A 23,179-nucleotide genomic window follows, 5' to 3' on the forward strand; every position below is an offset into this window, starting at 1 on the left:
TAGACTCTCCCCAGATAAGAACAGACCAAAACCTCGCTTCAACACCACCAACCAACAACACAAAACAACACAAAACAACACCAGCGAGGTGCTTGAGGACCGCCTAGCATAGTTTCGACTGGTAAGATTTCTTTGAAAAATGTTGTGGCACAATAGTAATATTTATCTATATTTTGACTGGTGATCAAATAGCGTGAGATTACGAGGCCATTTGGGCCAGATGCCTGAGCTCACTACCCGTGTGGCCGTCAGGGTTGCCTGAGGATCATCGGTTTTGTACCGACTCCCGCATCCGCCGCCCAGATGGGGTTTGCAGCAGATGGTAGCAACCCTGATCCGGGTTACGGCCGTGGTTCAGTACCCGAGGACATTTGACTATTCAGTTATGATTATCTCTGCCGTCTTGTGGTGGTTGGTTAGACGATGGAGGTTTTGTTCATTTATGGGCACTTTGCGAGGTTGACAACTGTGGTAGACGGACAGTGCTCGTGTCGTGGACTGGGATCATGACGCGCAGGACTGGTTACCTGAGTGATTCCGAAATCTTGATCTGTTTGTTGACGTGGCTCCCGTTGTCGACAACATCAACATCGGTTAAGTGATCTTTGGGCGAGGGCTGGTTTGGTATGCAAAGGCCTATACCATTCATGTACAAGCCGACGAGCGGCGGTTGCACAACGTGATGGTCGGCGGCGGCTTCAGCCGGTTCCGATATGTCTACCCAGACGTCATTCAATGTGGTCTTCAAAGCCAGGACCTGACGCGGAAAAGCGATAGTAGTTACCGCCCAGCAGAGTCCGGATGGGTTTAGCAGTTCTATCTATTTAGCTATCTGGCTATGTCGGCGAGAGTCCATTCCAGTCTGTGCTCGCCACCTCTGCGCTCGGACATCGTTGCCCTGTCTAGGGCATCGCTCGGCAATAGGATACGCTGACGGCAATGTTGGCGTTACGTAACAGTTAATAATACGTCTGCGGAGTTGCAGCGGCCTATCCGTTGATCGATATAGATCCGGCTTGGAAACTTAGACACCACAATGTGCACCGGTGTTCGATCTCCACGTACGGGGCATTGTCGATGTTTGCTCGATATATATTGGCTGGGTACAGCTTTAGGATGGAACGGGTTCCTCGGGTCGTGTTGTCTCTCCGGTGGACGTCGATTTGTCCTTGTTGCCGCGAGTAACTATTCACGAAAAATTCGGTGAGTTATTGCGTTCTAGATGCCGAACTCATGGCGAAACGTCTGAATGCAACGGGAATCCGTGGTGATCTTCCCCTGTGGGACGGGCAGGTTCACGGGAGTAGACATCTTGCTCGAGGAAAGATGAGTTATTAGATACATCGGGTAATTCGTCAAAGAGATTACTCTGGACAACGCCTCGGCCCGTCGGGCGTCGCGAAAATGTCCACATGCCAAATCTGTGGCGACAACGAACTAACAGGCATTGGATCCTCGGGTTATCCACGGCTTCAAAGCCAAAACTGCTAAGCAACAATACAATATTATACGCTATGGTGTCAGCTGGCTGAGCAGCCTGCGGATGGGGTGCTCCGATCTAACTCCACCTGCGCGCTGAACCGCCGGAATAGCGTGCCGTAGCGCCGATACCGATACAGTTGGTCCTGATGAGCCGAACAGCCCCACCTGTGTTGACCGTGCGATATGCTGGGTCTGAGCGCACTTTTGCAGCTGGTAACGATGTCGTTATTGGGCGTGATCTGCGGGCGGACGTCCGCGTTGTGGACCCGTTGATTTCCCGGGTACATTTGGTACTGCGATTCAACCAGGACCGATGGATTGCCGTCGATAACAACAGCCTGAATGGTCTGTATGTCAATGGCCGTCGTGTGTCGGGCGTTGATATCCGGGACGGTCAGCAGGTCAATATTGGCAAACCGGACGGTCCGACACTGTTCTTCGCGGTTGGCCGCCATCAGGGTTTAGTAGGGCGGCCCCCTGCGACGACGTCGATACTCTCCATCAGTCAGTCCAGCGGATCACTACCAACCCAGAGCCCACTGCAGGGCAGTCCGTCCTGGTCGTACCAGCCACTGTCGCTCACACTGTGGCCCCAGCGAGGGTATTCGCCCACCGGGCCGCAGCCAGGCCACTCGTCAACGGGACCGCAGCAGGCGCCGCATATCTACAGGCCAGCCATGCTCCAGGCTGGTGTGGCTGACCGGCTCAGCGGGGACACTGGAAACATCGCGACATCGATTATGAAGATATTGCGGCCGAATCGCTCGGCAGTATTGTCCACACCGGGTGCGGTCAAGATTGGCCGAGCTAACGACAACGACATCGTTATTCCCGAGGTGCTGGCATCACGCTACCATGCTACTCTGATCCCGACGTCCGACGGCACAGAGATCCACGACAACCAGAGCATTAACGGCACCTTTGTCAACGGCTCTCGCGTCGACGTGGCACTACTGCATGATGGCGACATTGTCACGATCGGCAACATCGACTTAGTCTTCGCCGTTGGCACGCTAGTACGTCGTGACGAAACCGCGGCTGTGACGCGCACTGGTGGCCTTGATGTGCGTGGGGTGACGTGGACGATCGAAAACAACAAGATGTTGCTGGACGGCATCTCGTTGACCGCACGTCCCGGGATGTTGACTGCCGTCATCGGTCCGTCAGGTGCGGGCAAATCGACCTTCGCCAAGCTGGTGGCCGGGTACACACACCCAACCGATGGCACGGTGGCGTTCGAGGGCCACAACATTCACGCCGAGTATGCCTCGCTGCGCAGCAGGATCGGCATGGTACCGCAAGACGACGTGGTTCACGGTCAGCTCACTGTGAACCAGGCGCTGATGTATGCAGCCGAACTGCGGCTGCCGCCGGATACCACCAAGGCTGACCGCACCCAGGTGGTCGCCCGGGTGCTCGAGGAACTCGAAATGATGCAGCATCTCCAAACGCGAGTCGACAAGTTGTCCGGTGGTCAGCGTAAACGCGCTTCGGTGGCACTGGAGCTGCTAACCGGGCCGTCGCTGCTGATCCTAGATGAGCCGACGTCCGGTCTGGACCCAGCGCTAGACCGGCAGGTAATGGCCATGCTGCGGCAGTTGGCCGATGCGGGTCGCGTGGTCTTGGTGGTCACCCACTCGTTGACTTACCTGGATGTCTGCGATCAGGTTCTGTTGCTGGCCCCTGGAGGTAAGATCGCCTTCTGCGGGCCACCTAATCAGATCGGTCCGGCGATGGGGACAACGAACTGGGCAGACATATTCAGTTCGGTCGCTGACGATCCGGATGGTGCGAAGGCTCGATACCTAGCCTCGACGGGTCCCACTCCGCCACCACCACCCGTGGAGAAACCCGCCGAGCTGGGCGATCCGTCCCACACTAGCCTGTTGCGGCAGTTCTCCACAATCGCCAGACGACAACTACGGTTGATCGTATCCGACCGCGGCTATTTCGTCTTTTTGACGATGTTGCCGTTCATCATGGGTGCGTTGTCGATGTCGGTGCCTGGCAACGTTGGCTTCGGTATCCCGAACCCACTTGGTGAGGCACCTAACGAGCCTGGACAGATCTTGGTGCTATTCAATGTCGGTGCGATCTTCATGGGGACCGCCTTGACCATCCGTGACCTCATCGGTGAACGTGCCATCTTCCAGCGCGAACAGGCGGTCGGTTTGTCCACCACTGCGTACCTTTTAGCGAAGGTCTGCGTCTACACTGTGTTTGCGGTCGTTCAGTCGACAGTCGTGACCGTGATCGTGTTGCTGGGCAAGGGTGACCCTACGCAGGGTGTCATTGCGCTGGGCAAGCCCGGTCTGGAGTTGTTCGCCGACGTCGCTTCAACGTGCATCGCCTCGGCGATGCTCGGGTTAGCATTGTCGGCGATAGCTAAATCCAACGAGCAGATCATGCCTTTGCTTGTAGTGGCGGTCATGTCGCAGCTGGTTTTCTCTGGCGGCATGATTCCCATTACCGCTCGCGTTCCACTTGACCAGATGTCCTGGGCCACGCCGGCGAGATGGGGTTTTGCGGCGTCGGCCGCCACCGTCGACCTGATCAAACTCGAGCCCGGTCCGGTAACCCCGAAGGATTCACACTGGCATCACGCGGCCGGCACTTGGTGGTTCGACATGGCCATGCTGATATTCATCAGCATTTGCTACCTCGGCTTCGTGCGCTGGAAGATCCGCCTCAAGGGCTCCTGATCAAACGGGTTCGATATAAGCAGGAGCTTCGCCAAATCGAGCTAAACGTTGGACAATTGGCATGACAAGTGTGAGGGTAGCGCAACGTAAGTGTGGTGACCACCCCGTAACCAAGATGAAACACCAGATCGCTAATCTACCCTACGATGTCCCAGGTCTGCGGGTCGGTCATGCCCAGCACGGTCATCGGTCCATTGTTACCAATCCGGGTGATTATCGTTTATGACCAACGTGGCGAGGGAGCACTCTGGTTGTTAATCGAACGAAATAGGCCATCCCAAGTGCTAAGTTCATCCCAATACCGGCAGCAAACCTAGATGAGGCGTGCCGAGGCCCGAGAGTCGATTTGTCAGCACGTCATCGGGTCTTGGGACAGTGAGGCTGAACAACCTGGCCATGACCTCCATGGTCCTTTTCGGCGTTGTGCTCATAAGCTGGCTGTGTACCGTGATGTTCAGGCAGCTAATCACATTGAGGGCAGTGGTGCCCGCGGCGCCGGTGGCAGCACCGCTCCGTACGTTCGGCTAACCCCGCGCAATCCGTGCGGTTTTCATTGCCACTGCCTTCCGCTGTTCAGCGTGGTGTTTGTTTGGTAATGGTAGTAATAGTGCCGATGCGTCTGGTCGCGTTGGTGTGGCAGTTAGCGGCGAGCTAAAAAGATCGGCTAACACGTACGCAACCTAAAAATCTTCAACGTCAGACAAACTGCAGCTCTTCCATAATAAGGTATTCACACAGACGTGTGTGTGCAGAAGACAGGTTTGTAGATTCGCCATATCCTACAATTACTTATTTGCTCCGTGGTTTGCCGGATAAAATCACCTCTACAGTTACCATTCTTGAGCAGCATACTATGCTGGTTTTGGGCAGGATCGATGCTTTGCCAGTACTTCCGGCGACCAAGACAAATCAGCGTAAGTTGGCCAAGCGTTCCCACGGCGGCTCACGGGAAGAGGTACAGGTCGTACAAGATAACTAGGGTATGGGCTGGGCAGTACGCGGGCAAACTGTTGGTTCTGCTGGACGCTGAGGTGGTTCAGGTCGAAACAGCATACAGCCCAGAGGGGAAGTATGCCTATGGCTGCAACGACATTAACCATGAGCCCTATATTTCTTATAGCATCAACCCCGAGACCTTCAGGGTAGAACTCGATATCAAATCAGCAGTGAGCATGGCGCGGCTGCGCGAGCTGACCGCCCGCAGCGACATCGTCATAAACAACCTGTGCCCGGGCATGGTGGAGCGTCAAGGCTTGGGTATTAGCAGCTCAAGATGATCAAACCGGACATTATCTCGGTATTGATCAAAATGTGGGGTACCGACGGGCCGCTGGGTAACCAGACAGGCTACGTGCCATGTTTTGCCACGCTGAGTGGCTTCGCCTCTTTGATCGGCTACCCCGGTGGGCCTTCTCTTGAGACGAGCATACGCTGCTGTGGTGACATGGCTATATTGTGAGTTAAGTAGCGCAGGGTAGTTCGTCGACATGTCGGCCTTCAAAACTCTACCTTGGATTATGAGATACTGTCTGCTCGGGCAGGATTTTACCGGTAGGCGCGTCGAGCCTGGCGGCACCTACTACCCTGATATGTGCCCACGCGATTGCTATCCCCGTTCTGATGGCTCTTGGTTCACCATAGCGATGGCCAATGACGTTGAGTGGCATCGACTTTTGCTAGGTGTTCGATTGGATAGTCGACCTGCTTGGTAACGGCTCCGATGTTGACGCTCCGGGCGCTCTTGCCGACCCCTAAACCTTATGGCCCGAGGCCCTGCTGGAAGCCACCCATGCCGTTACACATCCGAATCTTTGTCGGGCGTTCCATCGGTGGTCAGTGCCTGCGATCGGTTTCCACATTAGAGGTGAAGTCCTAGCTAGGGCTTGGTGCTCGTTGGCACTGCCCTTGGTGCCTCCTGGCTACCAAGGTTCGAGCAGATGATGCGCAACAATCCACTGTCGGACATCGAACAAGCCAGCGCCCGTTATGAATCCGATCCTAATAACGAACACCTATGCTTGCTCGTTAGCGAGTCTGCACCGTGGAATTTCACCAGTCACGGCGTGGCCCAAGTGGCAGAAATTCTGGTGCGAATGCCCTGTAGCAGTCATGCGGTGAAATGGTCGGACGCCAATTTTGATCGCACCTACCAATTGTCCTAGTGGTCAACACAACTACCCGCACTTATTGTGATTTGGTTCAGCCGACCACGTTGTGATCCAAACATTGTCGCAGGACAAGCGTTTCCAGGCTCCGAACACGACCTGATGCGTTATCATCGAAGCCGGCCATTTCCCCTGGGTCGAGTAACCAATCGCCGTACACGACGCTTTCGCAGCACTGGCGGAGCGGATTCGCATCCGCGGTGTCACGTCATGAATCCGCCAGAAACCGACAAGCGAGTCCGCATCGGTGTCGTGGGTTTCGGAACAGCCGATACCGAGGCTAGTCACTCATCTGCCAGCACCGTCATGAGAGATGTTCGGGCAGCAGATCGCCGATACGGTTGAGTTGCGGCCAGATGTTATCGACGATGCGGTGGTTTACATGGTGACCCGCTACCGCTGAGTGGCGGCCAACCAGATGTTGGTCTGTGCGGTCAAACAGACTTGGCGATCTGTGCTGGAAGTCGGCCGTGGCGCTGTTAGCCGGCTCGGCGGCCATTATCTTAGCAAACATCGATCAATATTAATTAAAGCGATTTGCTTGATGGCGGCAGGGTTGGCGAGGGAATTGGCGGTCGGGTCAAAAGGTTGAAAAGTCGCACCGGGTCGGCGACCACTGTAGTGATGCTGATCAAAGGGACAGCATAAGGGATGTGGTCCAATCTTGGGCGGCAAGAATAGTGCATCACTATGATCCTCAAGGGGTCGCCATACAGCCGAGAATTATGTTGCTTAAGGTGCGTTTTGCTCGTGTTGGGTCCGTCAAGGGGTATTTAGGGTATTAGTTAACAGATCGTTACTCCAACGAACTGGAGGGTACAGTGACGATCACATGGATGGTCGTGGCGGTGATTGGCGAGCGTGATCGTGGTTGCGGTCGGTAGCGTCAGTGCGCCGATCTCGTCAGCTGCCTATCCGATCGTAGGCAAGTTTGGTATCCCAACTTGACGATGACCAGTACTGTCGGTCAGGTCTTTCTTAGCTGGCAGGTCAGCCGGCTCAAGCCCGGCACTGACAAGATCCCTGGCTATGCTGTAGTCGGCAACCTGTGGGGAGCCACCGCCACTGTCAATGCCATTCGGGTCAGCATCTACCCCGCTATCTCGCAGTTCAACGCCGTCACCCCAACCAAGACGCTTACCGGGTTCTGTGGCAAGTCGCCAGCCTGGTCAACATTAGTGGCGCTCCTATTCCCAAGGTGCAGAATCGACTGGCAGAACCCACTTCGACATCATCGGTTCACCGCCGGCCCTCGTTACCGTGAACAACGTCATGGAAGACCTTGTGGTTTGGACGCCATAGCTGATACCGCAATCAAGCGAAGCGGCCCCGAATTCAGGGCCGTGTGATATGTGCCTGAGGAGTACTAAGAGCAGCATGGCTGAAAACACCGATAACTAGGTGCTGGCTCTTGCTGCCGATTCTCTAGCAAACCGAGTAGCAGCGCGACGACTCGGTGGCCGGTGAGCATGCCTGCCGCAAATTCAGGATAACCTTGAGTCGTTGTTTGTGATTGTGAGTAAGCAGGTCTTGAGTTGCTCCGGCGGGCGGAGTGCGTCCGTTTACCCAAATTGCTCGAAGAGCTCGTGCCAAGTTCAATTTCGGGACGGCTGCCATGCGCAGACGTCCTGTCGCAAGGTTGTCGGCAACCGTAAGCAGTCTCATTACCGCGGGTCTTGCATCGGTGACAACGGCGGCGCGCATCGCAGCAGCAGAGTGCAGTTCGAGCACCGGTTGTGTTTATAACGCAAAATCCCCTAATGCCTGCTGTAGCGAAATGGTCAACAAATCGATTTTTCTCAAACAGTTTTCGTGTGTGGCCAGTGGCATTTAGCTCAATTCTACTGTGCTTAATTAGTGTTGGCGGCGCGTCCACTTGCGGCCAGCTGAGACGACGACCATAAGCCCACCTTTAGCAACTAAGCGATTTCTAACAATGCTGGACTATAAGTGATTTCGATAAATCCGAGATCGGATGATCCATCGCGGAAGGCGACAATCGCCTGGTGGCTGTTGGTGGCGGTCATAATGACTTCGGGTGTGGTGGTGCCTTGTTTATTCGCCGTAACCTGTAGCGAAACCAATCAGTGCGGCATGAGATGCTCGGCGTTTGTGCGGCTAGTCGATACTTTGATGCGTTTATGTCTTTCCGATCGCAGTGAGGCCAGCCCGGCGTCCACGCAGTGGGTGACGTTGAGCAATCTCTTCGCCCACTCGGCGACAACGATTCCGGCGGATGTCAGTTGCGATCCGCGTGGGGCCCTGAGGACTAATGCCATACTGTTTGGGGCCTCGATCGATTCCAATCGCACCGATACCGACTACTGTGTCACCCCGCATTCTCGGCTTGCAGCACACAGGCTGTCTGTCCGGGTGGTCGTCAAGAAGATTTCGCATGCTGACAAGTCGGGTGTGTGAGCGCTGAGAGGCGGCATCTTGCTCTTTTGCCCGCCAGCCTAGGGTGATCCAAAAAGCAATAAGACACAAACCAAGCTTGTTGGTACATAAGGACAAACCTTTAGCGTACGCTCGCTAGTTGGTGCACGCTGTCTAGCGTGAGAGCGACCACGTAAGTCGTTGCGAGATGGGGTAAGCGCGACGACATGATTGTTCCTGGTCATCTGTACATTTACCATTGAGCCCCCGGCAGCAGTGCGGGCCTGTTCAGCCTGACTCAGTAACGTCCCTGTGGATCCGCGAGTGTACGACAACAACGTATGGGCCTGCGTCGCAGTCAATGTGATGTTGAGGAGTGCAAACTCCACATCAACTGACGAGCATCCTTTTGATGGCCGCGTCTTGCTTTTGACTGACGTCAGTGACGAAGTCCGGCGGTGCAAGCGACTGCGGTGGGCCATCGGAATTCTAGCGTGACGAGCGCCGCGCCCTTGGTGAACAGCAGTATTGTCACGCCTGTTGAGCTGTCCAGAGAAGACTCGGCCAGCGCCGTTCCTTCGGTACCCATGTCGGCTGGGCCCGTGGCCGGGTTTTTGACGGCGTTAACTTGCCCGGTCTTTGTCGAGTTAACGGATTCGTAGCAGCAGGACTGGCCGAGATTGAGACAGCCTTGTGTATAATATGAATGCTGTCTTATGCGCTGAATGTCGTTGGAAGCTCGGTTGGTCGTTGTCGGTTTCTTGGATCAGGAGTCCACTGTGGTCGGTAGACTGTGCCGGAGCCGAAGAAGTCGGCGTTGAGCTGCCGGTGGTCGCGACCAGGGTCGCTCATCCTGACTTTGCCGTCTGATGGCGACTGATTACGTCCGCATCAATGTCCGCGCCACCGCGATCCGTTGCATTTGCCCTCCGAACAGTTCCGCTGGTCGGCATTAGGCCGGTTACCCAACCTGGTCTGGTTCAGCAGCCGAACAGCAGCTGGTTTGGCTTTGCACAGTCGGACACCGTCGAGCAGTTTGAGGATTGCTATGTTCTCCCACGCCGACAGGGTCAGTAGTAGATTAAAGAACTGGAAGATGAACCCGACGGTGATGACGGCCGGAACACCGACTGCTGTTCGTTGCTCAGGCAGCTAATCCCATCGTCGTTGAATCTGATCGATCTAGAATCAGGGGAGTTGAATGCGCTGAGCAGATGCAGCAACGTGTTCTTGCCGACGCTGAGCGGTCCGACGATCGACACGAACCGCCTGCCATTCAGCAGCAGGTTGATCGCGGTGAGTGCTTACACTGGCCGGCTATCGACGTGGTACTCAACGCATTACGTCGCGGAATTCGACGGTCAGTGTCTGTGCGGGATTACACGAAGATGCCGATTGGTCTGATCATGATCCTCCCGCGAGGGCGCATGACCGTAGGCAAGCGCTGTCTCCCGCACGCTATCGGGTCCATGGCCACTCAAGTCAAGAACATGCGCAACGACACCGACATGAGATAGAACGAGCTCTGTGTCCCTGATCGGTTCAAAGGTCGGGCAATCGTTAGTAGCCGACGATGCAAACGGATCGGGGTATGACGTTGCGCGCTCTGCTGGCACGACATCGCAGAAGCAGGGAGTATTTTAGTCCGAAATTGGCACTGTGGCCATGGTGGTGCCCAGACGGACAACCTGAGCTATCAACCTGGATGGCGTGGTATATACTTAGGGGTGTAGGTTTCTGTATTGCGATGATGTCGCTTAGGAGGCCCTCTTAAATAGCGAATGTAACAAGCAGGCATCCTTGACTCGTGAGCATAACCAATCTTGTTCAGTCTACTGGCGTTGTGGCAGTTACGATATGTGCGTTACTGACCGCGTCTGTAACATCGGTATCTGCTGCCCCATGGGCAACTGCTGGGCCGTGTCCCGATATCGAGGTGGTGTTCGCCCGCGGTACCGGTCAGCCACCTGGCGTAGGTGACGTCGGACAGATGTTCGTCGATTCACTACGCTCAAAAGTCGGCGAGAAATCGATGAATGTGTATGGAGTCAATTACCCGGCATCCACTGATTTCTCTACTGCTATGGTCGGTATCGATGACGCGGGCTCCCATATTGAGCACATGGCCGCGGGTTGCCCCAACACCAGGATGGTGCTCGGCGGCTTCTCCCAAGGCGCGGCCGTGATAGGCTTTGTGACTTCGGACACAATACCGGATGGAGCGCCTTCGGATGCACCTAAGCCGATGCCACTCGATGTTGCAAATCACGTCGCCGCGGTCGTTCTTTTCGGCATGCCCTCCGAGAGTTTGATGCACTCGATCGGCGCACCGCCGATCGCGATCGGCCCGTTATATGCGCCCAGAACCACCCAGTTGTGCGCCGCAGGTGACCCCATCTGCTCTGATGGAGGGAACTGGGCTGCACACACCTCGTACATCGATGACGGGATGGTCGAGCAGGCTGCAGATTTCGCAGCGCGTCGACTTCAGGCAACTGGGTCGGAGGGACGACCACCAGCACGCTAATTCTGGCGCGGTCTAGTCCGAACTAGTCGCTGGCTGTGTGGGTCACGAATCAAACTGATCTACAGCTCCCTAGGCGCGGACAGCTGGGTCAGTGGTCGTCTTTTGTGTGGCCATCGAACAGCTATCCGGCGCCCCGCCCAGATCTATAGGCAGTCCAGCTGTAGGGTGGCAGCGGTGATCGGGCATGATCAGCACCGCTGGGACCAACGTTATGCTCGTCGGGGCCCAGCGCGGGTCAATGCTTTTGCACCGCCTGCTGTATCTAGCGGCGCACGTGGGGGTGCTCCCGACTGCGGGACGGGCCCTTGATCTTACCTACGCCCCGGGGTGTGGCACTTTTTGGCTGGCCCGCCGCGGCTTGGATGTTTTGCTTCGGGACGTCTCTGCGGTGGCTATTGGTCAGGTTCGGGATCTGGCCCGGCGCACTGACGTCATCGATCGCTGCTGGTTTGACGTTTTCGACCTTGACCCGGATCTGCCGACCGGGCCGCCGGTCGATCTCATTCCTTGCCACGAGTTCCGCGATCATAGCTTCTACCAGGCGGTCGTCGAGCTTCTAGCGCCGGGCGGACTACTAGCGATCGCTGCATTTAGCGAAACTCACGCCGCCTGAGGTCGGTTTTGCACGTCGCCGGGCGAACTAACCGTTGTGTTCGCCGAACTAGACATTGGTGGCCGCCGGTGGAGGTCAAGATTATGCATGGCTACTAGCGCGGGCTGGACAGTTAGTCTTCCAATCTGGCCTGCGCAGCCGCCAGTCGTTCCGCCGGCCCAGCCTCATCAATAACGTTGTCTATCATAACGAGTGTGCCAGCGCAACTAGCCGGCTCTCCGGATAAGGTCTAGGGTAGAATAAACAGTTGTGGACTGTATATCCTCTTCGGTACGTCTGTAGACAAAAGTGAGTGTCTGTGTACTGCAGGCGTGTAGGTCGAGTGCGCCGCAGATTCCGTCACGGTTTGTTTTCCATGGCGACGTCTGATTATCGACCCCCTAGTCATCCATTATGTTGATCCAGACTTTTTGTGGATAGAAACGCCATCGGCGCGATCGTAACGACCTCGATTGAATTCAGTCTGTCCGATGTATTCATTTGTGCTCCTATAACTCAGTGGTCGACCGAGTTGATGGTCGGGCTGGTCTTGGTGATCACATTCGTCGTCACGCACCGACCTTGGGCAATTCGAATGCCGATACGACAATCTCGAATTTCAATGTCGTATGGTCGTACCGGCATCACTGTGAAACGATGCTTCTGATTGGAATCCTCCACTCGGATCTCGACTTCCTTCGACAGGTACAACCCGAACTCTACGAGCACCTGGCGTGACCAGTGCACAATACGACGCCGCTAGTTGGGCATGCGTTATTGCTCAAGTGAATTACCCGGAATCGGACGCGGATAACAGGATCACAGCGTGCAGAAAAGTGCGTGGTGCAGTGTGGTTGCGCCTTCGAGCACATACAGTGCGGTGAATTCGCTCTGCGTTCCGAAACCAAGGTGGATTGCAATCAGGTGAAACCCACTTCTCGGTTAGCGGCGAACGTATCGGTGAGTACCAGTTGCCTGTACTTCGAATCAAGCCAGGCCCGGATCACCATGCGTGTGGCTATGCCGGGCCGATCTGTTTAGCGAATTCGGTGAAGTGGCGATGGTGCTATGCGGTGAAAAATCCTTTTGTGATGAATAATTTGCGAATGGCGATCTCGAGGACTTCGAAGTCGGTGCTCTCATCCGCTATGGGTTCAGTGGTACGGTCGTGATCGTGATAGGTTAGGATAAGTATGAAGTCGATGACCGAAAGTTGTTGGCTAGATTTCCGCTTCGAGCTACCTCTCGAGGATCTCGCTCTGCAACGTGCCGTTGACTGGCCCGGTATAGCCGTGCCAGAATTCAGAGAGGTTAAGCGAACGGTATAAAACCATTCGGGCTTTTGGTCAGGGCTAGCCTAGATCTCGTCTTCGGCGGTAGGGTTTTCGTACGAGACCACCGCGATATAGTCTTTCGTACCTCATACATACTCCTGGGTGCAGGTGTAGAACAAGTATTTAGGGAGCTCCTGCACCATGACAGTGTCCCTGACTTTGAACTTCGACTTACTGGCCTGTCTCGTAAACACTTGTCGATCGCCTTTACTGACCGTATGTGTGGTGCCTGGTTGCGTTTCACTTTCGGTGGGTCGCTCTCGAATTTGGCCCTAGCTGTTAAGGGTTTTTCTGCGGTCAGCATCAACACTTACGGTGCCGAGGAACAAAAGAAGCGCTGGCTGTCTAGCGTCATCAGCAGGTAGACGGTTCTTGCCATTGCAATGACCGAGCTGGGCGCCGGCTTGGACCTGCAGAAAATCTATACCACCGCGGTTCGAGACGGCTCACACTATGTCGTCGATAGGTCAAAGACACTCATCTCCAACGGAACCCACTGTGATCTGCTGGTCATTGTCATCAAGATCAAGTCTGCTGCAGGACCGGCCGGAATTTCCTTGATCGTCGCCGAAACAAAGGACAATCTGAGTGAGTTCGAGCGCGAGTGAGTTTTGGACAATATCGGTCAGCGCGGTCAGGACACGCGTGAGTTGTTCTTCTCCGATATGCGTGTACCGACGACTAGCATGCTCGGAGACAGCGAGGGCTTGGGTGTTTTATCAGCTGATGGAACAGCTGCTGCGCAATCGGCTGATCATTTCTCGTTGTGTGCTGTCCTGATCAAAAGTGCAGTGCTGGAAGCAGTCCGCTATGCCAAGCAACGAGAAGTGTTTGGCCACACGCTGATCAAGTTCCAGCACAAAAGATTTGAACTCACACAGTTTAAGGCTAAGACGTTGTCTATCAAGACCACATTCAACTATAGCATCCGGCAGTATATAGGCAGCCATAACAACCCAGCTACTTCGTCAATGGCCAAGCTGATTGCCGCTAGATAAGCGTGTCGCGTCGTTGATCGGTGCCTACAGCTCTTGGGTGGCTACGGTTCCATGATAGAGTGCCCTGCTGCGTGGGCTTATGCGGTGGTGTGGGTTAGCAAGATCTATGGCGGCACAAGAGAAATCATAAAGGAGATCATCAGCTGTTCGTTATAGCTTGGCTCGAGGCGGATTTTGAACTCTTTGCTATTCTGATGTTCAGTGAGTTGTACTAAAACGATTGTTGTTACGGGCGTTCTACCCGACCGTACTGGGTGCACCGGTCATTGCGATCGAGCCATAATCGACGATGAACTGATACCGGAGCATGAACCGGCTGCTATTAGCATCGACCCTGTCCGCATAGTAGGCCCTCGATTTAAGCCTGTTCGACAGGTGTTGCTGCGAGGCGGTTTCGCCGGACGTCGTCAGAGGAGCCTGCGCAATGTGCTGGCCGATTGCCTCTACTCGTGCGTCAAGTTGGTCATAAGGAACCACCTCGTTGACCTACCCCACCGCCAGTGTCTTCTGGACCCTTGAGCTCGGCATCTACTGGGACGACATCGCGCAGGCAAAGGATCTCAAAGAGACACTGTAAAAGAACTGTGTTCATCTGTGTTGCTGGGGTCTTTCCGGCGGAATGTGCATTGTTGGAGACAAGCGGGATTCGGTTCAAGGAGTGGCGCCAACCATGTCGCGGTAACTGGTGACTGGATCATCCATGAAATATCCGAATTATCGGGACACATTTCAGCCGTGACAGTCGAGGCTTGCCTGCGCCACTGTCAGCAGCAGTGGGAGACTGGCGGTCCGCTTTGAGCCTTCGTCATCCGCGCAGGTACCGAGGACTGACTGGCAGCGTTGATCTGGGGTTCCAAGGTGAGGGACTGGCTGGCTGGGCAGGTCGACGTGATTTTCTAATTCTACCCGCTCTGGCGCGGGCTAACAATCCGTGTTGTCGACCTGGCGTGCCAGTACGCAGCCGAGCACGGTGCAACTACCGCAGTGGTGAACATGGAGCCGGAGAACGCGGCGTCGGCCCGGATCGCATTATGGACCGGCTCCACCTAAGTCGGTCGGATCCGAAAACTAAACGGTACTCTCTATCATCTTAGACTGCTATGAGCTAACCTTCGTCAAAGGGCTGGCGGTCAGTTATGGCCGGCGAGGCCGAGCTCAGGATCACCCAAGAGGAAGTGCGACACGCTGCAGGTATCCCTCTGTTGGTGGATTGCTGAGGCTAAGGGAAAGGTTGCCGGCTTTGCGATGGCGGACGCTGAGGTAAGGCAATGTCTTCGCCTATTTCGTCCTGCTCTTTACACGGGGCGCAGTTTGGGACGGTTACTGATGCGAGTGCGTGGGAAGTGTTCCTCTTCGAACGACACGTGACGATCTGACTGACCTCTAACGCCTCAAGCTACACTCCCGGTTTTTATCGCAAGCTCGCCTGGACAGCGATGGCAAGTATATTGGACAACAGTATCAGCTTCGAAAATTGCCGCGCAGCACTCGTCGTTGGCAAAATGCACGGCTACGAAGTGAATATCGACGAGCACCTGGTGCGGTACATGCTTAGGGTCTAGTTTCCCTAGTGCTTGGGCCAACCTGATCCGCAGGGAAGGAAACGCTGTTTACCAGCTCGGCGACAACCTCGCCGTTCGGATTCCCCAGGATCCACTGGGCCGTCGAGAACCTGCGATCGCTCCGCATCTCCCCGGTGCCCAGCCCCATTCTGATGGGCCCGAGCACCCCGGCGGAGGGCTTCGAATAGCCTTGGTCCGTCTGCCGATGGCTCGAAGGCGAGAATCCAGCGGCCGGTCGACTTATCGACCCGACTGGGCTCGTCCAGAATCATCACCGTCCTGGCTGTGCTATCAATCCTACCGGCGGGGTCGCCTGCACATCAGAGTGCGCTCTTGGCGGTATAGGACGAGGAGGTTCATGCTGGGTAGTCGCCCTCTGAACGGGCTCACCGACGTCCAGGCGGCGACCTTACTCCTGGGAAGAGCTACTGGTCCCGGTGTTATCCCCGTTCAACCTTCTGACTGTCCGGGGTTGACTGGTTGACGTTATCGACTTCGGTCTCATGGGAGTAGGAGACTCCAATGCCGACCTGATCCTCGCGTTAAGTCTGCTACCTCCAGTCGTCCGTAAGAAATTTCGCACCCCGCTGAAGATCGATGACGGAACCGGGGCATGCAATCGAGACTGGGTGCTACCATATGCGCCCGTCGCACTCCCGTGCTACAAGGACACCAACCCACGGTTCGCGAACAACACTTGCTGCAGCATCCGTGAAATCCTCGCCGACCGCTAGCATGACAACACGCCAGGACCACCTCGGCACAGCGAACGTCGATGGCTTCGATGGCCATGGTGTCGGACGCGCCCAATATTAATGTCGTGTTGAGTAAGGTGACGGCGTGCAAGAGTTGGCTGGTCACCAGCGATGTTCAGGCAGTGCGGTCGGACTGGACTTGTACAGTCGACTGCGCCGCTACGAGGAAGCATTCGCTCACCACGATGCGCCATTTGCGTTCGTTGACCTCGACGCGATGTGGGGCAATGCCGAGCAAATGCTCATGCGGTCAGGCGACAAGCCAATCCGGGTGGCGTCGAAGTCTGTGCGCTGTCGGCCGCTGCAACGGGAAATCCTCGATGCCAGTAGACGGTTCGATGGCCTGATGACGTTCACTCTTTCCGAGACACTCTGGCTTGCGGAGCACGGTTTCTCGAATCTGTTGCTAGCCTACCCGACGATTGACCGGGCGGCACTGCGCGAGCTCGGTGCCATCACCGCCGACGACCCAGACAAGGCGCCAATCGTGATGGTCGACAGCATCGAGCATCTCGACGTAATTGAGAATGCGACCAGCAGCAAAGTGCGACTGTGTCTAGACCTCGATGCTGGGTATTGGTGTGCTAAGGGGTGCGTGAGGATCGGCCCGAAGCGCTCGCCGCTGCACACACCGGAACAGGTGCGCACGCTGGCGGTAGAGATTGCGCGACGGCCGACGTTGACACTGGTGGCGCTGATGTCCTACGAGGGCCATATCGCGGGCTTTGGTGACAAAGTGGTCGGCAATCGCATCCAAAATACTGTCGTCAAATGGATACAGCGCCAGTCGATCACGGAGTTGCGCGAACGTCGTGCCCGCACTGTTGAGCTCGTGCGCGAGGTCGCCGACCTGAAGATCGTCAACGCTGGCGGCACAGGTGACCTACAACTCGTCGCCCAGGAGCCGGCAATCACCGAGGCGACTGCCGGGTCGGGATTCTACGCGCCGACACTGTTCGACTCGTATTCCACCTTTTCCTTGCAACCAGCGGCAATGTTCGCCCTACCCGTATCGCGTCGGTCCGACGCAAAAACCGTCACCGCGCTCGGAGGCGGCTACTTGGCCAGTGGGGTCGGCGCGAAGGACCGCATGCCTACGCCGTACCTGCCGGCAGGACTGCGACTCGACTCGATGGAAGGCGCCGGCGAGGTTCAAACGCCGTTACATGGCGACGTGGCTCGTCGACTAACGGTTGGCGATAAGGTCTATTTCCGCCACGCGAAGGCCGGCGAGTTGTGCGAGCGATTTGATCGTCTGTATCTGATCCGGGGCACGCAGATCGTTGACACAGTGCCGACGTACCGCGGTGAGGGCCGCACTTTTCTCTGATACGGAACGTGTTCTCTGATGCGAACTTCCCGTGGGCAGCGGTGGAGCTAGCCTATCAGCAAAACTCACCAGGATGCCCACCGGACACGTGTGACACAGTCTGACTGTACAGTCCAAGGCGCGCAAGAAGAGCTGCCATGATCGTGATCACCGCATTGCCGGCAGAGCTTGGACACCGTGCGCGAGGTCGTCGATCCGCTTGCGCTTATCGATCACGCCGGTAGTCAGCCGTGTGAGCAGCAAACAGCCAGATAAGTCGTCGAGCGTTTAGGGACGGCAACTGTACACAATACACACGTCAAAAAAGAGCAATTCTACGACAACCACGTTAACATTATACGCTAAGCCGATAATGGTCGGCGTAGCAGGCTTGCTTAGTCGCCGTTTGTGGAGTTCAGTGTGCTCGGCGAGATTGACTGCTGGACTAGCTAATCGCCGACGGCTCCTTACAGTGGGGCACGGGTGGTACACAGGACATTGCAGAAACCCCGGACGATGTGGAACGTGGTGGCTGAGGGCGGTGACCTCGCCAGCACACGGACGGTTATGGTTGTGTGCTTATCACGACGTGGCACATAGCGGCATGTGTTTTGCGGTCGACTTTCAAAAGGCACTAGTCGATCGATTTCCCGGAACCATTGATCGCATCGATACTTCACTACCGAACTGGTGGTCTGCCATCTTCGCACCGGTTGTTCCGGGCGTCGGCGCGCTGTGGGACAGTCGTGAAATGATGATCACCAGCGCTGTAATGAACGCGATCGCCACCGCATTGTTCGCCAACATCGCTCGCAACTCGATTGTCCCGGGGCAACGATAATTTCTCTGCCTTCGCCCTGCTTGTCGCATTAGCCGAGTGGTTGCGCGATCGGCTGGTGCACAGTGTGCGGATAGTACTGGTTTCGTTTGGTGCAGAGGAACAGTGGCAAGGCGGCATCTACGGTTTCATGGCGCGTCACGAATCCGAGCTTGACCACGACCAAATGTACTTTCTGAATTGCGAGGCGATCGGCTTACCGGAACTGATCATGCTAGAAGGCAAGGGCACTACGATTATGGAGGACTATTACCATTGACCGTTCCGTGATCAGGTGGTACGTGTTGCCACGCGTCGCTGTGTCGAGGCATGCGGGTGCGCAACAGCACCGACGCCGTGTGGATGAGTAGCGTGGGTTATCCAACCGTGTGCTTCTCGTCCATCAACAGCTATAGGGCGCTTTCGAACTATCATCAGATGTCCTACACGCCCGAGAGCCTGGTCTACGAGACGGTGGTGCCCGTGGTCACTGCGGCTGAAACGGTGGTGCGGGAGTTGGCGCAGTGAGCGTCAGGTGGGGCAACTGGTCCGGTGAACAATTCTGCGCACCGTCGGCGATCGTACGGCCGACCTCGGAGGCTGAACTGGTTGAGGCGGTCGCGCGGGCAGCGCAGCGTGGTGAGCCAGTACGGGCGGTGGGCAGCGGGCATTCATTCACCGACTGTGCATGTACTGGCGGGGTGATGATCGACATGACCGGCCTACAGCAGGTCATTAGTGCAGATCCTGCAACCGGTTTAGTGACGATCGAGGGTGGTACGAAGTTGCATGCTCTCGGTCCGCAACTAGCTGAGCGCGGACTCGGGTTGGAGAACCAGGGTGATATCGATGCGCAGTCGATCACCGGCGCCACAGCGACTGCGACGCATGGGACCGGCGCACGCTTTCCGAACCTGTCTGCGCGGATCGTTGCGGTGCGGCTCGTCACCGCAACCGGTGCCGTGCAGACTTTTACGGAAGGCTGTAACGATGACGTCTACTTAGCGGCGCGGGTGTCGTTGGGTGCGTTAGGGGTGATCTCGCAGGTCACCGTCCAAACGGTACCACTCTACACGCTACATCGCCGCGACGAGCGACGTGCACTGGCCGAGACCCTGGAAAACCTCGACAAATATGTCAATGACAACGACCACTTCGAGTTCTTCGTCTTTCCCTACGAAGAAACGGCTTTGACGCGCACCACTCGCCGCAGCGACGAAGAACCCACGTCCACGTCGAGGTGGAAACTCAGGTTCCACGAGCAGGTGGAAAACGGGGCACTGAGTGTGATTTGCCGGACCGGCCGGCGCTTTCCGCGTGTTGTGCCTACTCTCAATCGCTTGATGACAAAGATGATCTCGAATTCCACAGTTTCTGACCGCGCTTACAAGGTGTACGCGAACGAACGCAAGGTCAAGTTCACCGAGATGGAATATGCGATCCCTCGTGAGTATGCACGCGTAGCGATCCAGCGGGTCATCGACCTCGTGCGTTGTCGCAACTTGCCTATCATGTTTCCGCTTGAGGTGCGCTTTGCGGCGTCCGACGACGCCTTCCTATCTACTGCGCACGGACGTGACAGCTGCTACATTGCCGTCCATCAGTACACTGGGATGGAATTCGAAACCTACTTTCGTGCTGTCGAGGCCATCATGGATGAATATACCGGTCGCCCACATTGGGGCAAGCATCACTATCAGACTGCCGGTACGCTGCGTGAGCGGTATCCAGGATGGGACCGTTTCGCCGCCGTGCGTGACCGTCTTGATCCCGACCGCGTCTTTCTTAACGACTACACTCGGCGCGTGTTGGGACCCTGACGCGGTGGGAGCATATGAATTCTTAAAACGCTCTGCCATTGGCAATTACGTGATGCCGCGACATGATGGATAGTCGGGGTCCAGCAGCCCAGATATCGTTTAGCCATAATTTTGGTCAGACTTGCGACACCGCTGCGCGGCAGTCTTGGCCACATCGTGACCGAAACTGCCGCGGGCCGCAGCTACCGCCGAGTCGGGTGGGCTGGCGAGCTAGTGCCTAACACACTGAGCTGACATGGCGGCATATGGCATCTGGCATCGGCAGGGCACAGCCGAGACCAAATTTCTGCGACGCGAACAAATCAACAGTCGTTTCGGCAGGGTGACGTACGGTATAAGCCTATGCGAAATTACGAATACCTTACCTATGAAGAGTTCGGTCGCAAATTCTTCGAGGTTGCTGTCACACCGGATCGGGTTGCCGCCGCATTCGCCGACATTGCCGGCAACGAGTTCGCGATCGAACCGATTGCTCAGGGCCCTGGCAAGATCGCCAAGGTCAGTGCTAATGCCAAGCTCCAAGAGCCTCGGGTCACACGTCGTCTAGGTGACAGCATCACGTTCGCCATTCACATACCGCTGTCGATCGATCTACTAGTCGACCTTCGGCTCGATAAGCAGCGGTTTATAGTCGCCGGCGACATCGCATTGCGAGCAACTGCATACGCCGCCAAGCCGCTGCTTCTCATCGTCGACGTTGCGAAACCGCGGCTGTCCGACATCACGGTCAACGTGTCGTCTAAATCTATACGCGGCGAAGTGTTGCGCATTCTCGCGGGCGTTGACGGTGAGATCCGGCGATTCATCGCCCAGTACGTCGCTGCTGAGATCGACTCACCTAAATCCCAAGCCGCACAAGTTATCGATGTCGCCCACCAGTTGGATGCCACCTGGTCTGGACTCTAAAAGTAGTGTCGAATCGGTACTCGTTGGTCGCCAGAGAGTTTGGTGTCGTCCGAAATACTTGTGGTCTTCACTGTAATCGCTACCAAATATAAGGAAGAGTCAGCGACGAATTCAATCCCTTTCAACCACTTTACCAGTTTGAAGCCGTGCTGTAACTTATTACGCAGCCACAGCGGCTTGCCATGCAGATTAGGGGAGTGGCTGGTCGTTCATATTGTAGGCCAGCGTCGTCATATGGTGGTTTATTGTACCTACGTGTTGCGCGTTGTAGTAGATGCTGCCGGTCGTGCTAAGGCCCATAGAGTAGAGCACTGTCCCCTTCGCCTCGGGTAGCACCCTTACGATGTTCATGATCTTCTTCAATCTATACACCAACCCATTTGGCGAAATCTGACCAGGCTTGGATACAGAAATACTGACTGGTCTTATCGTGGTAGGACAGCGCCTTCAAGCTGTCGGGCGAGAACTCCGTCGAATGCTCGACGAGATTATCGACTTTCAGCAGCCAATCACGAAAGTCTTTTTGCTCCAAATTCTTTGTATTCGAAGATATTCGGCAGGATACCATTGTGCCAGTAGTGCGGCGAACTGTCTTTTTCGGTGAAGTCCGATGGCGAACAACAACATGTAGAATATCGCTTCGTTGAGCAACCACAAGACATCGACACCTAGGTGACACCAGCGCGCCAACCTAATGGAGTGCTGGAACCTGGGCAGCTCGAGCTGCGGCAGTGTCGGTGTTGGATATGCACAACTCATCGTCAGGAACTGGTGGGCCCAACTCGCAGCTCCTCGTCCTTGCTAGGGGTCGTGTTGCGACTGAAGTACAACCCGGAGTGGTCACAGAGAATCTAAATTCCCATTCTGGGGACAAACGTCATCAGGAAGAGGTTGAACAAGTGAGTCCATCTGATCCAGGTGGGCAGGCCCGGGTTGATGCCAGAATGAATGCCGATCCTAGGGTACTGCTGGATGAATGATTGCACTGCCAGCATGTTATACAGCCCTTGGTCGGTCCGCCATCGTGGCTACCAACAAGTGCGAAGCCGAGCGGAATCAGCCACATCAGATTGAACCACTTGTCACGGCTTATCTGTAGCCGTGGAGTGGTTGTCCGTCTGGTTAGATCCAATCCGCCACAGTAGATTTCGATATCGACGATGTCTGTGGCGGTATGTATCTCGTTGCGGTAGTTGGGGTCAGCTGCCAGCGTCTCTTCAACGGCCAGGGGCGAGTCGACGTCCTTGGGTGTTGACCGTCCGGCGCCTGTTGCGTGCAGATTAGCGCCTCTGTGTTTGATATCAATGTCACTCACGCAGCTGAAAATGTCCTTTTACCTCCCGCTGGATCTCAAGCGAGCCCATCCGTCCGCACAATCACTGTTCAATACCCTTGCAGGCAATGGCGCGTGCGGCCACAGTTGCGGACTGGCCCAAATTTCCTCGGCACATAGCTGTTTTCTTCGGCAAAACACGGTCCTTAATGGCCGTTGTGAATTTGTGCACAATCGTCTGCACGGCGATTTCTGGTGTTGTGTGGTGTTGTTTTGTGTTGTTGGTTGGTGGTGTTGAAGCGAGGTTTTGGTCTGTTCTTATCTGGGGAGAGTCTAGCCAGTGTGACCATGGTGATGTCGTGATGCAAGACCGTCGCCCCTTACGGTACATGCGCTAGCCTTCACCTCATTTTGATGAAGACCAGCGCAACCCCCCGCCAGACAGTGTGCTGCGAGTCGCTACCCCAACCCCCGCACAGATACATCCCAGACACCTAGTCCCGGCCAGTATCCCAATCTACATTTACATGTAGATTCCAACAGGCCCACAATCTCCTCAGC

Annotated in this window: 16 protein-coding genes and 7 pseudogenes; 17 read left to right on the top strand and 6 right to left on the bottom strand. The window is 55.8% G+C overall.

Translation table 11 applies throughout. The annotated features are described in order from the left end of the window. Positions 1-1,628 precede the first annotated feature (1,628 nt). From MUBE_RS10600 to MUBE_RS10615, 5 genes are all read left to right on the top strand, one after another. The gene (locus MUBE_RS10600; protein WP_116540499.1) at positions 1,629-4,184 is read left to right on the top strand and encodes an FHA domain-containing protein; all 2,556 of its coding nucleotides are present in this window, start codon (positions 1,629-1,631) and stop codon (positions 4,182-4,184) included. 875 nt (positions 4,185-5,059) lie between these two features. Beyond that, positions 5,060-5,461, top strand: a complete 402-nt coding sequence (locus tag MUBE_RS18140) for a CoA transferase (protein ID WP_424399083.1) — start codon at positions 5,060-5,062, stop codon at positions 5,459-5,461. A 32-nt stretch (positions 5,462-5,493) separates the two neighbouring features. Next, positions 5,494-5,643: a hypothetical protein gene (locus MUBE_RS19060; RefSeq protein ID WP_279386715.1), complete on the top strand. Its 150-nt coding sequence runs from the start codon at positions 5,494-5,496 to the stop codon at positions 5,641-5,643. Between the two features lie 28 nt (positions 5,644-5,671). Then, positions 5,672-5,896 carry a hypothetical protein gene (locus MUBE_RS19065; protein WP_424399084.1) on the top strand — a complete coding sequence of 75 codons (225 nt, stop codon included), beginning with the start codon at positions 5,672-5,674 and terminating at the stop codon, positions 5,894-5,896. Between the two features lie 174 nt (positions 5,897-6,070). After that, complete coding sequence (locus tag MUBE_RS10615) at positions 6,071-6,346, top strand: hypothetical protein (RefSeq protein WP_116540500.1); 276 nt, start codon at positions 6,071-6,073, stop codon at positions 6,344-6,346. Positions 6,347-6,653: 307 nt separating this feature from the next. On the opposite strand, the gene MUBE_RS10625 is transcribed toward MUBE_RS10615, so the two are convergent. Next, positions 6,654-6,863, bottom strand: coding sequence for a hypothetical protein (locus MUBE_RS10625; RefSeq protein ID WP_116540502.1), 210 nt, complete (start codon positions 6,861-6,863; stop codon positions 6,654-6,656). A gap of 338 nt (positions 6,864-7,201) precedes the next feature. On the opposite strand from MUBE_RS10625, the pseudogene MUBE_RS10630 reads away from it, so the two are divergent. After that, positions 7,202-7,651: pseudogene (locus MUBE_RS10630) on the top strand (DUF1942 domain-containing protein). A 213-nt stretch (positions 7,652-7,864) separates the two neighbouring features. On the opposite strand, the pseudogene MUBE_RS18145 reads toward MUBE_RS10630, so the two are convergent. From MUBE_RS18145 to MUBE_RS20410, 3 genes and pseudogenes are all read right to left on the bottom strand, one after another. Then, positions 7,865-8,784, bottom strand: a pseudogene (locus tag MUBE_RS18145) (LysR substrate-binding domain-containing protein); the annotation flags it as partial. A 380-nt stretch (positions 8,785-9,164) separates the two neighbouring features. Further along, the gene (locus MUBE_RS15950; RefSeq protein ID WP_165849818.1) at positions 9,165-9,314 is read right to left on the bottom strand and encodes a hypothetical protein; all 150 of its coding nucleotides are present in this window, start codon (positions 9,312-9,314) and stop codon (positions 9,165-9,167) included. Positions 9,315-9,614: 300 nt separating this feature from the next. After that, positions 9,615-10,090 (bottom strand): annotated as a pseudogene (locus tag MUBE_RS20410) (ATP-binding cassette domain-containing protein); the annotation flags it as partial. A gap of 442 nt (positions 10,091-10,532) precedes the next feature. Between MUBE_RS20410 and MUBE_RS10645 the strand changes: the two are divergent. Together MUBE_RS10645 and MUBE_RS10650 are read left to right on the top strand one after the other, a co-directional pair. Continuing rightward, positions 10,533-11,252, top strand: a complete 720-nt coding sequence (locus MUBE_RS10645; protein ID WP_116540504.1) for a cutinase family protein — start codon at positions 10,533-10,535, stop codon at positions 11,250-11,252. A gap of 165 nt (positions 11,253-11,417) precedes the next feature. Beyond that, positions 11,418-11,977: pseudogene (locus MUBE_RS10650) on the top strand (class I SAM-dependent methyltransferase); the annotation flags it as partial. 383 nt (positions 11,978-12,360) lie between these two features. On the opposite strand, the pseudogene MUBE_RS10655 reads toward MUBE_RS10650, so the two are convergent. Further along, positions 12,361-13,033 (bottom strand): annotated as a pseudogene (locus MUBE_RS10655) (nitrile hydratase subunit alpha). Between the two features lie 528 nt (positions 13,034-13,561). Between MUBE_RS10655 and MUBE_RS18150 the strand changes: the two are divergent. From MUBE_RS18150 to MUBE_RS10690, 9 genes and pseudogenes are all read left to right on the top strand, one after another. Next, on the top strand, positions 13,562-13,786 hold the full coding sequence (locus MUBE_RS18150; RefSeq protein WP_243632998.1) for an acyl-CoA dehydrogenase family protein: 225 nt from the start codon (positions 13,562-13,564) through the stop codon (positions 13,784-13,786). Positions 13,787-13,864: 78 nt separating this feature from the next. After that, positions 13,865-14,332: pseudogene (locus tag MUBE_RS18155) on the top strand (acyl-CoA dehydrogenase family protein). Positions 14,333-16,241: 1,909 nt separating this feature from the next. Beyond that, a complete protein-coding gene (locus MUBE_RS10670; protein WP_116540505.1) occupies positions 16,242-16,472 on the top strand; it encodes a hypothetical protein in 231 nt (76 codons plus the stop codon). Between the two features lie 106 nt (positions 16,473-16,578). After that, positions 16,579-17,823, top strand: a complete 1,245-nt coding sequence (locus tag MUBE_RS10675; RefSeq protein ID WP_424399085.1) for an amino acid deaminase/aldolase — start codon at positions 16,579-16,581, stop codon at positions 17,821-17,823. A gap of 520 nt (positions 17,824-18,343) precedes the next feature. After that, positions 18,344-18,643 (top strand): hypothetical protein, encoded by a 300-nt coding sequence (locus MUBE_RS18165; protein WP_243632999.1) that lies wholly within the window; start codon positions 18,344-18,346, stop codon positions 18,641-18,643. Next, positions 18,624-18,899 carry a hypothetical protein gene (locus MUBE_RS18170; protein ID WP_243633000.1) on the top strand — a complete coding sequence of 92 codons (276 nt, stop codon included), beginning with the start codon at positions 18,624-18,626 and terminating at the stop codon, positions 18,897-18,899. Before MUBE_RS18165 ends, MUBE_RS18170 begins: the two co-directional genes overlap by 20 nt. A gap of 50 nt (positions 18,900-18,949) precedes the next feature. Further along, a complete protein-coding gene (locus MUBE_RS18175; protein ID WP_243633001.1) occupies positions 18,950-19,147 on the top strand; it encodes a hypothetical protein in 198 nt (65 codons plus the stop codon). Then, a complete protein-coding gene (locus tag MUBE_RS10685; RefSeq protein ID WP_116540506.1) occupies positions 19,144-20,439 on the top strand; it encodes a D-arabinono-1,4-lactone oxidase in 1,296 nt (431 codons plus the stop codon). The genes MUBE_RS18175 and MUBE_RS10685 overlap by 4 nt, the downstream gene beginning before the upstream one ends. Positions 20,440-20,781: 342 nt before the next feature. Beyond that, positions 20,782-21,345 carry a hypothetical protein gene (locus tag MUBE_RS10690; protein WP_116540507.1) on the top strand — a complete coding sequence of 188 codons (564 nt, stop codon included), beginning with the start codon at positions 20,782-20,784 and terminating at the stop codon, positions 21,343-21,345. A 33-nt stretch (positions 21,346-21,378) separates the two neighbouring features. On the opposite strand, the pseudogene MUBE_RS18180 reads toward MUBE_RS10690, so the two are convergent. After that, a pseudogene (locus MUBE_RS18180) lies at positions 21,379-22,555 on the bottom strand (molybdopterin-dependent oxidoreductase); the annotation flags it as partial. Between the last annotated feature and the right edge of the window lie 624 nt (positions 22,556-23,179).

Source organism: Mycobacterium uberis, from assembly GCF_003408705.1.
GTDB lineage: Bacteria > Actinomycetota > Actinomycetes > Mycobacteriales > Mycobacteriaceae > Mycobacterium > Mycobacterium uberis.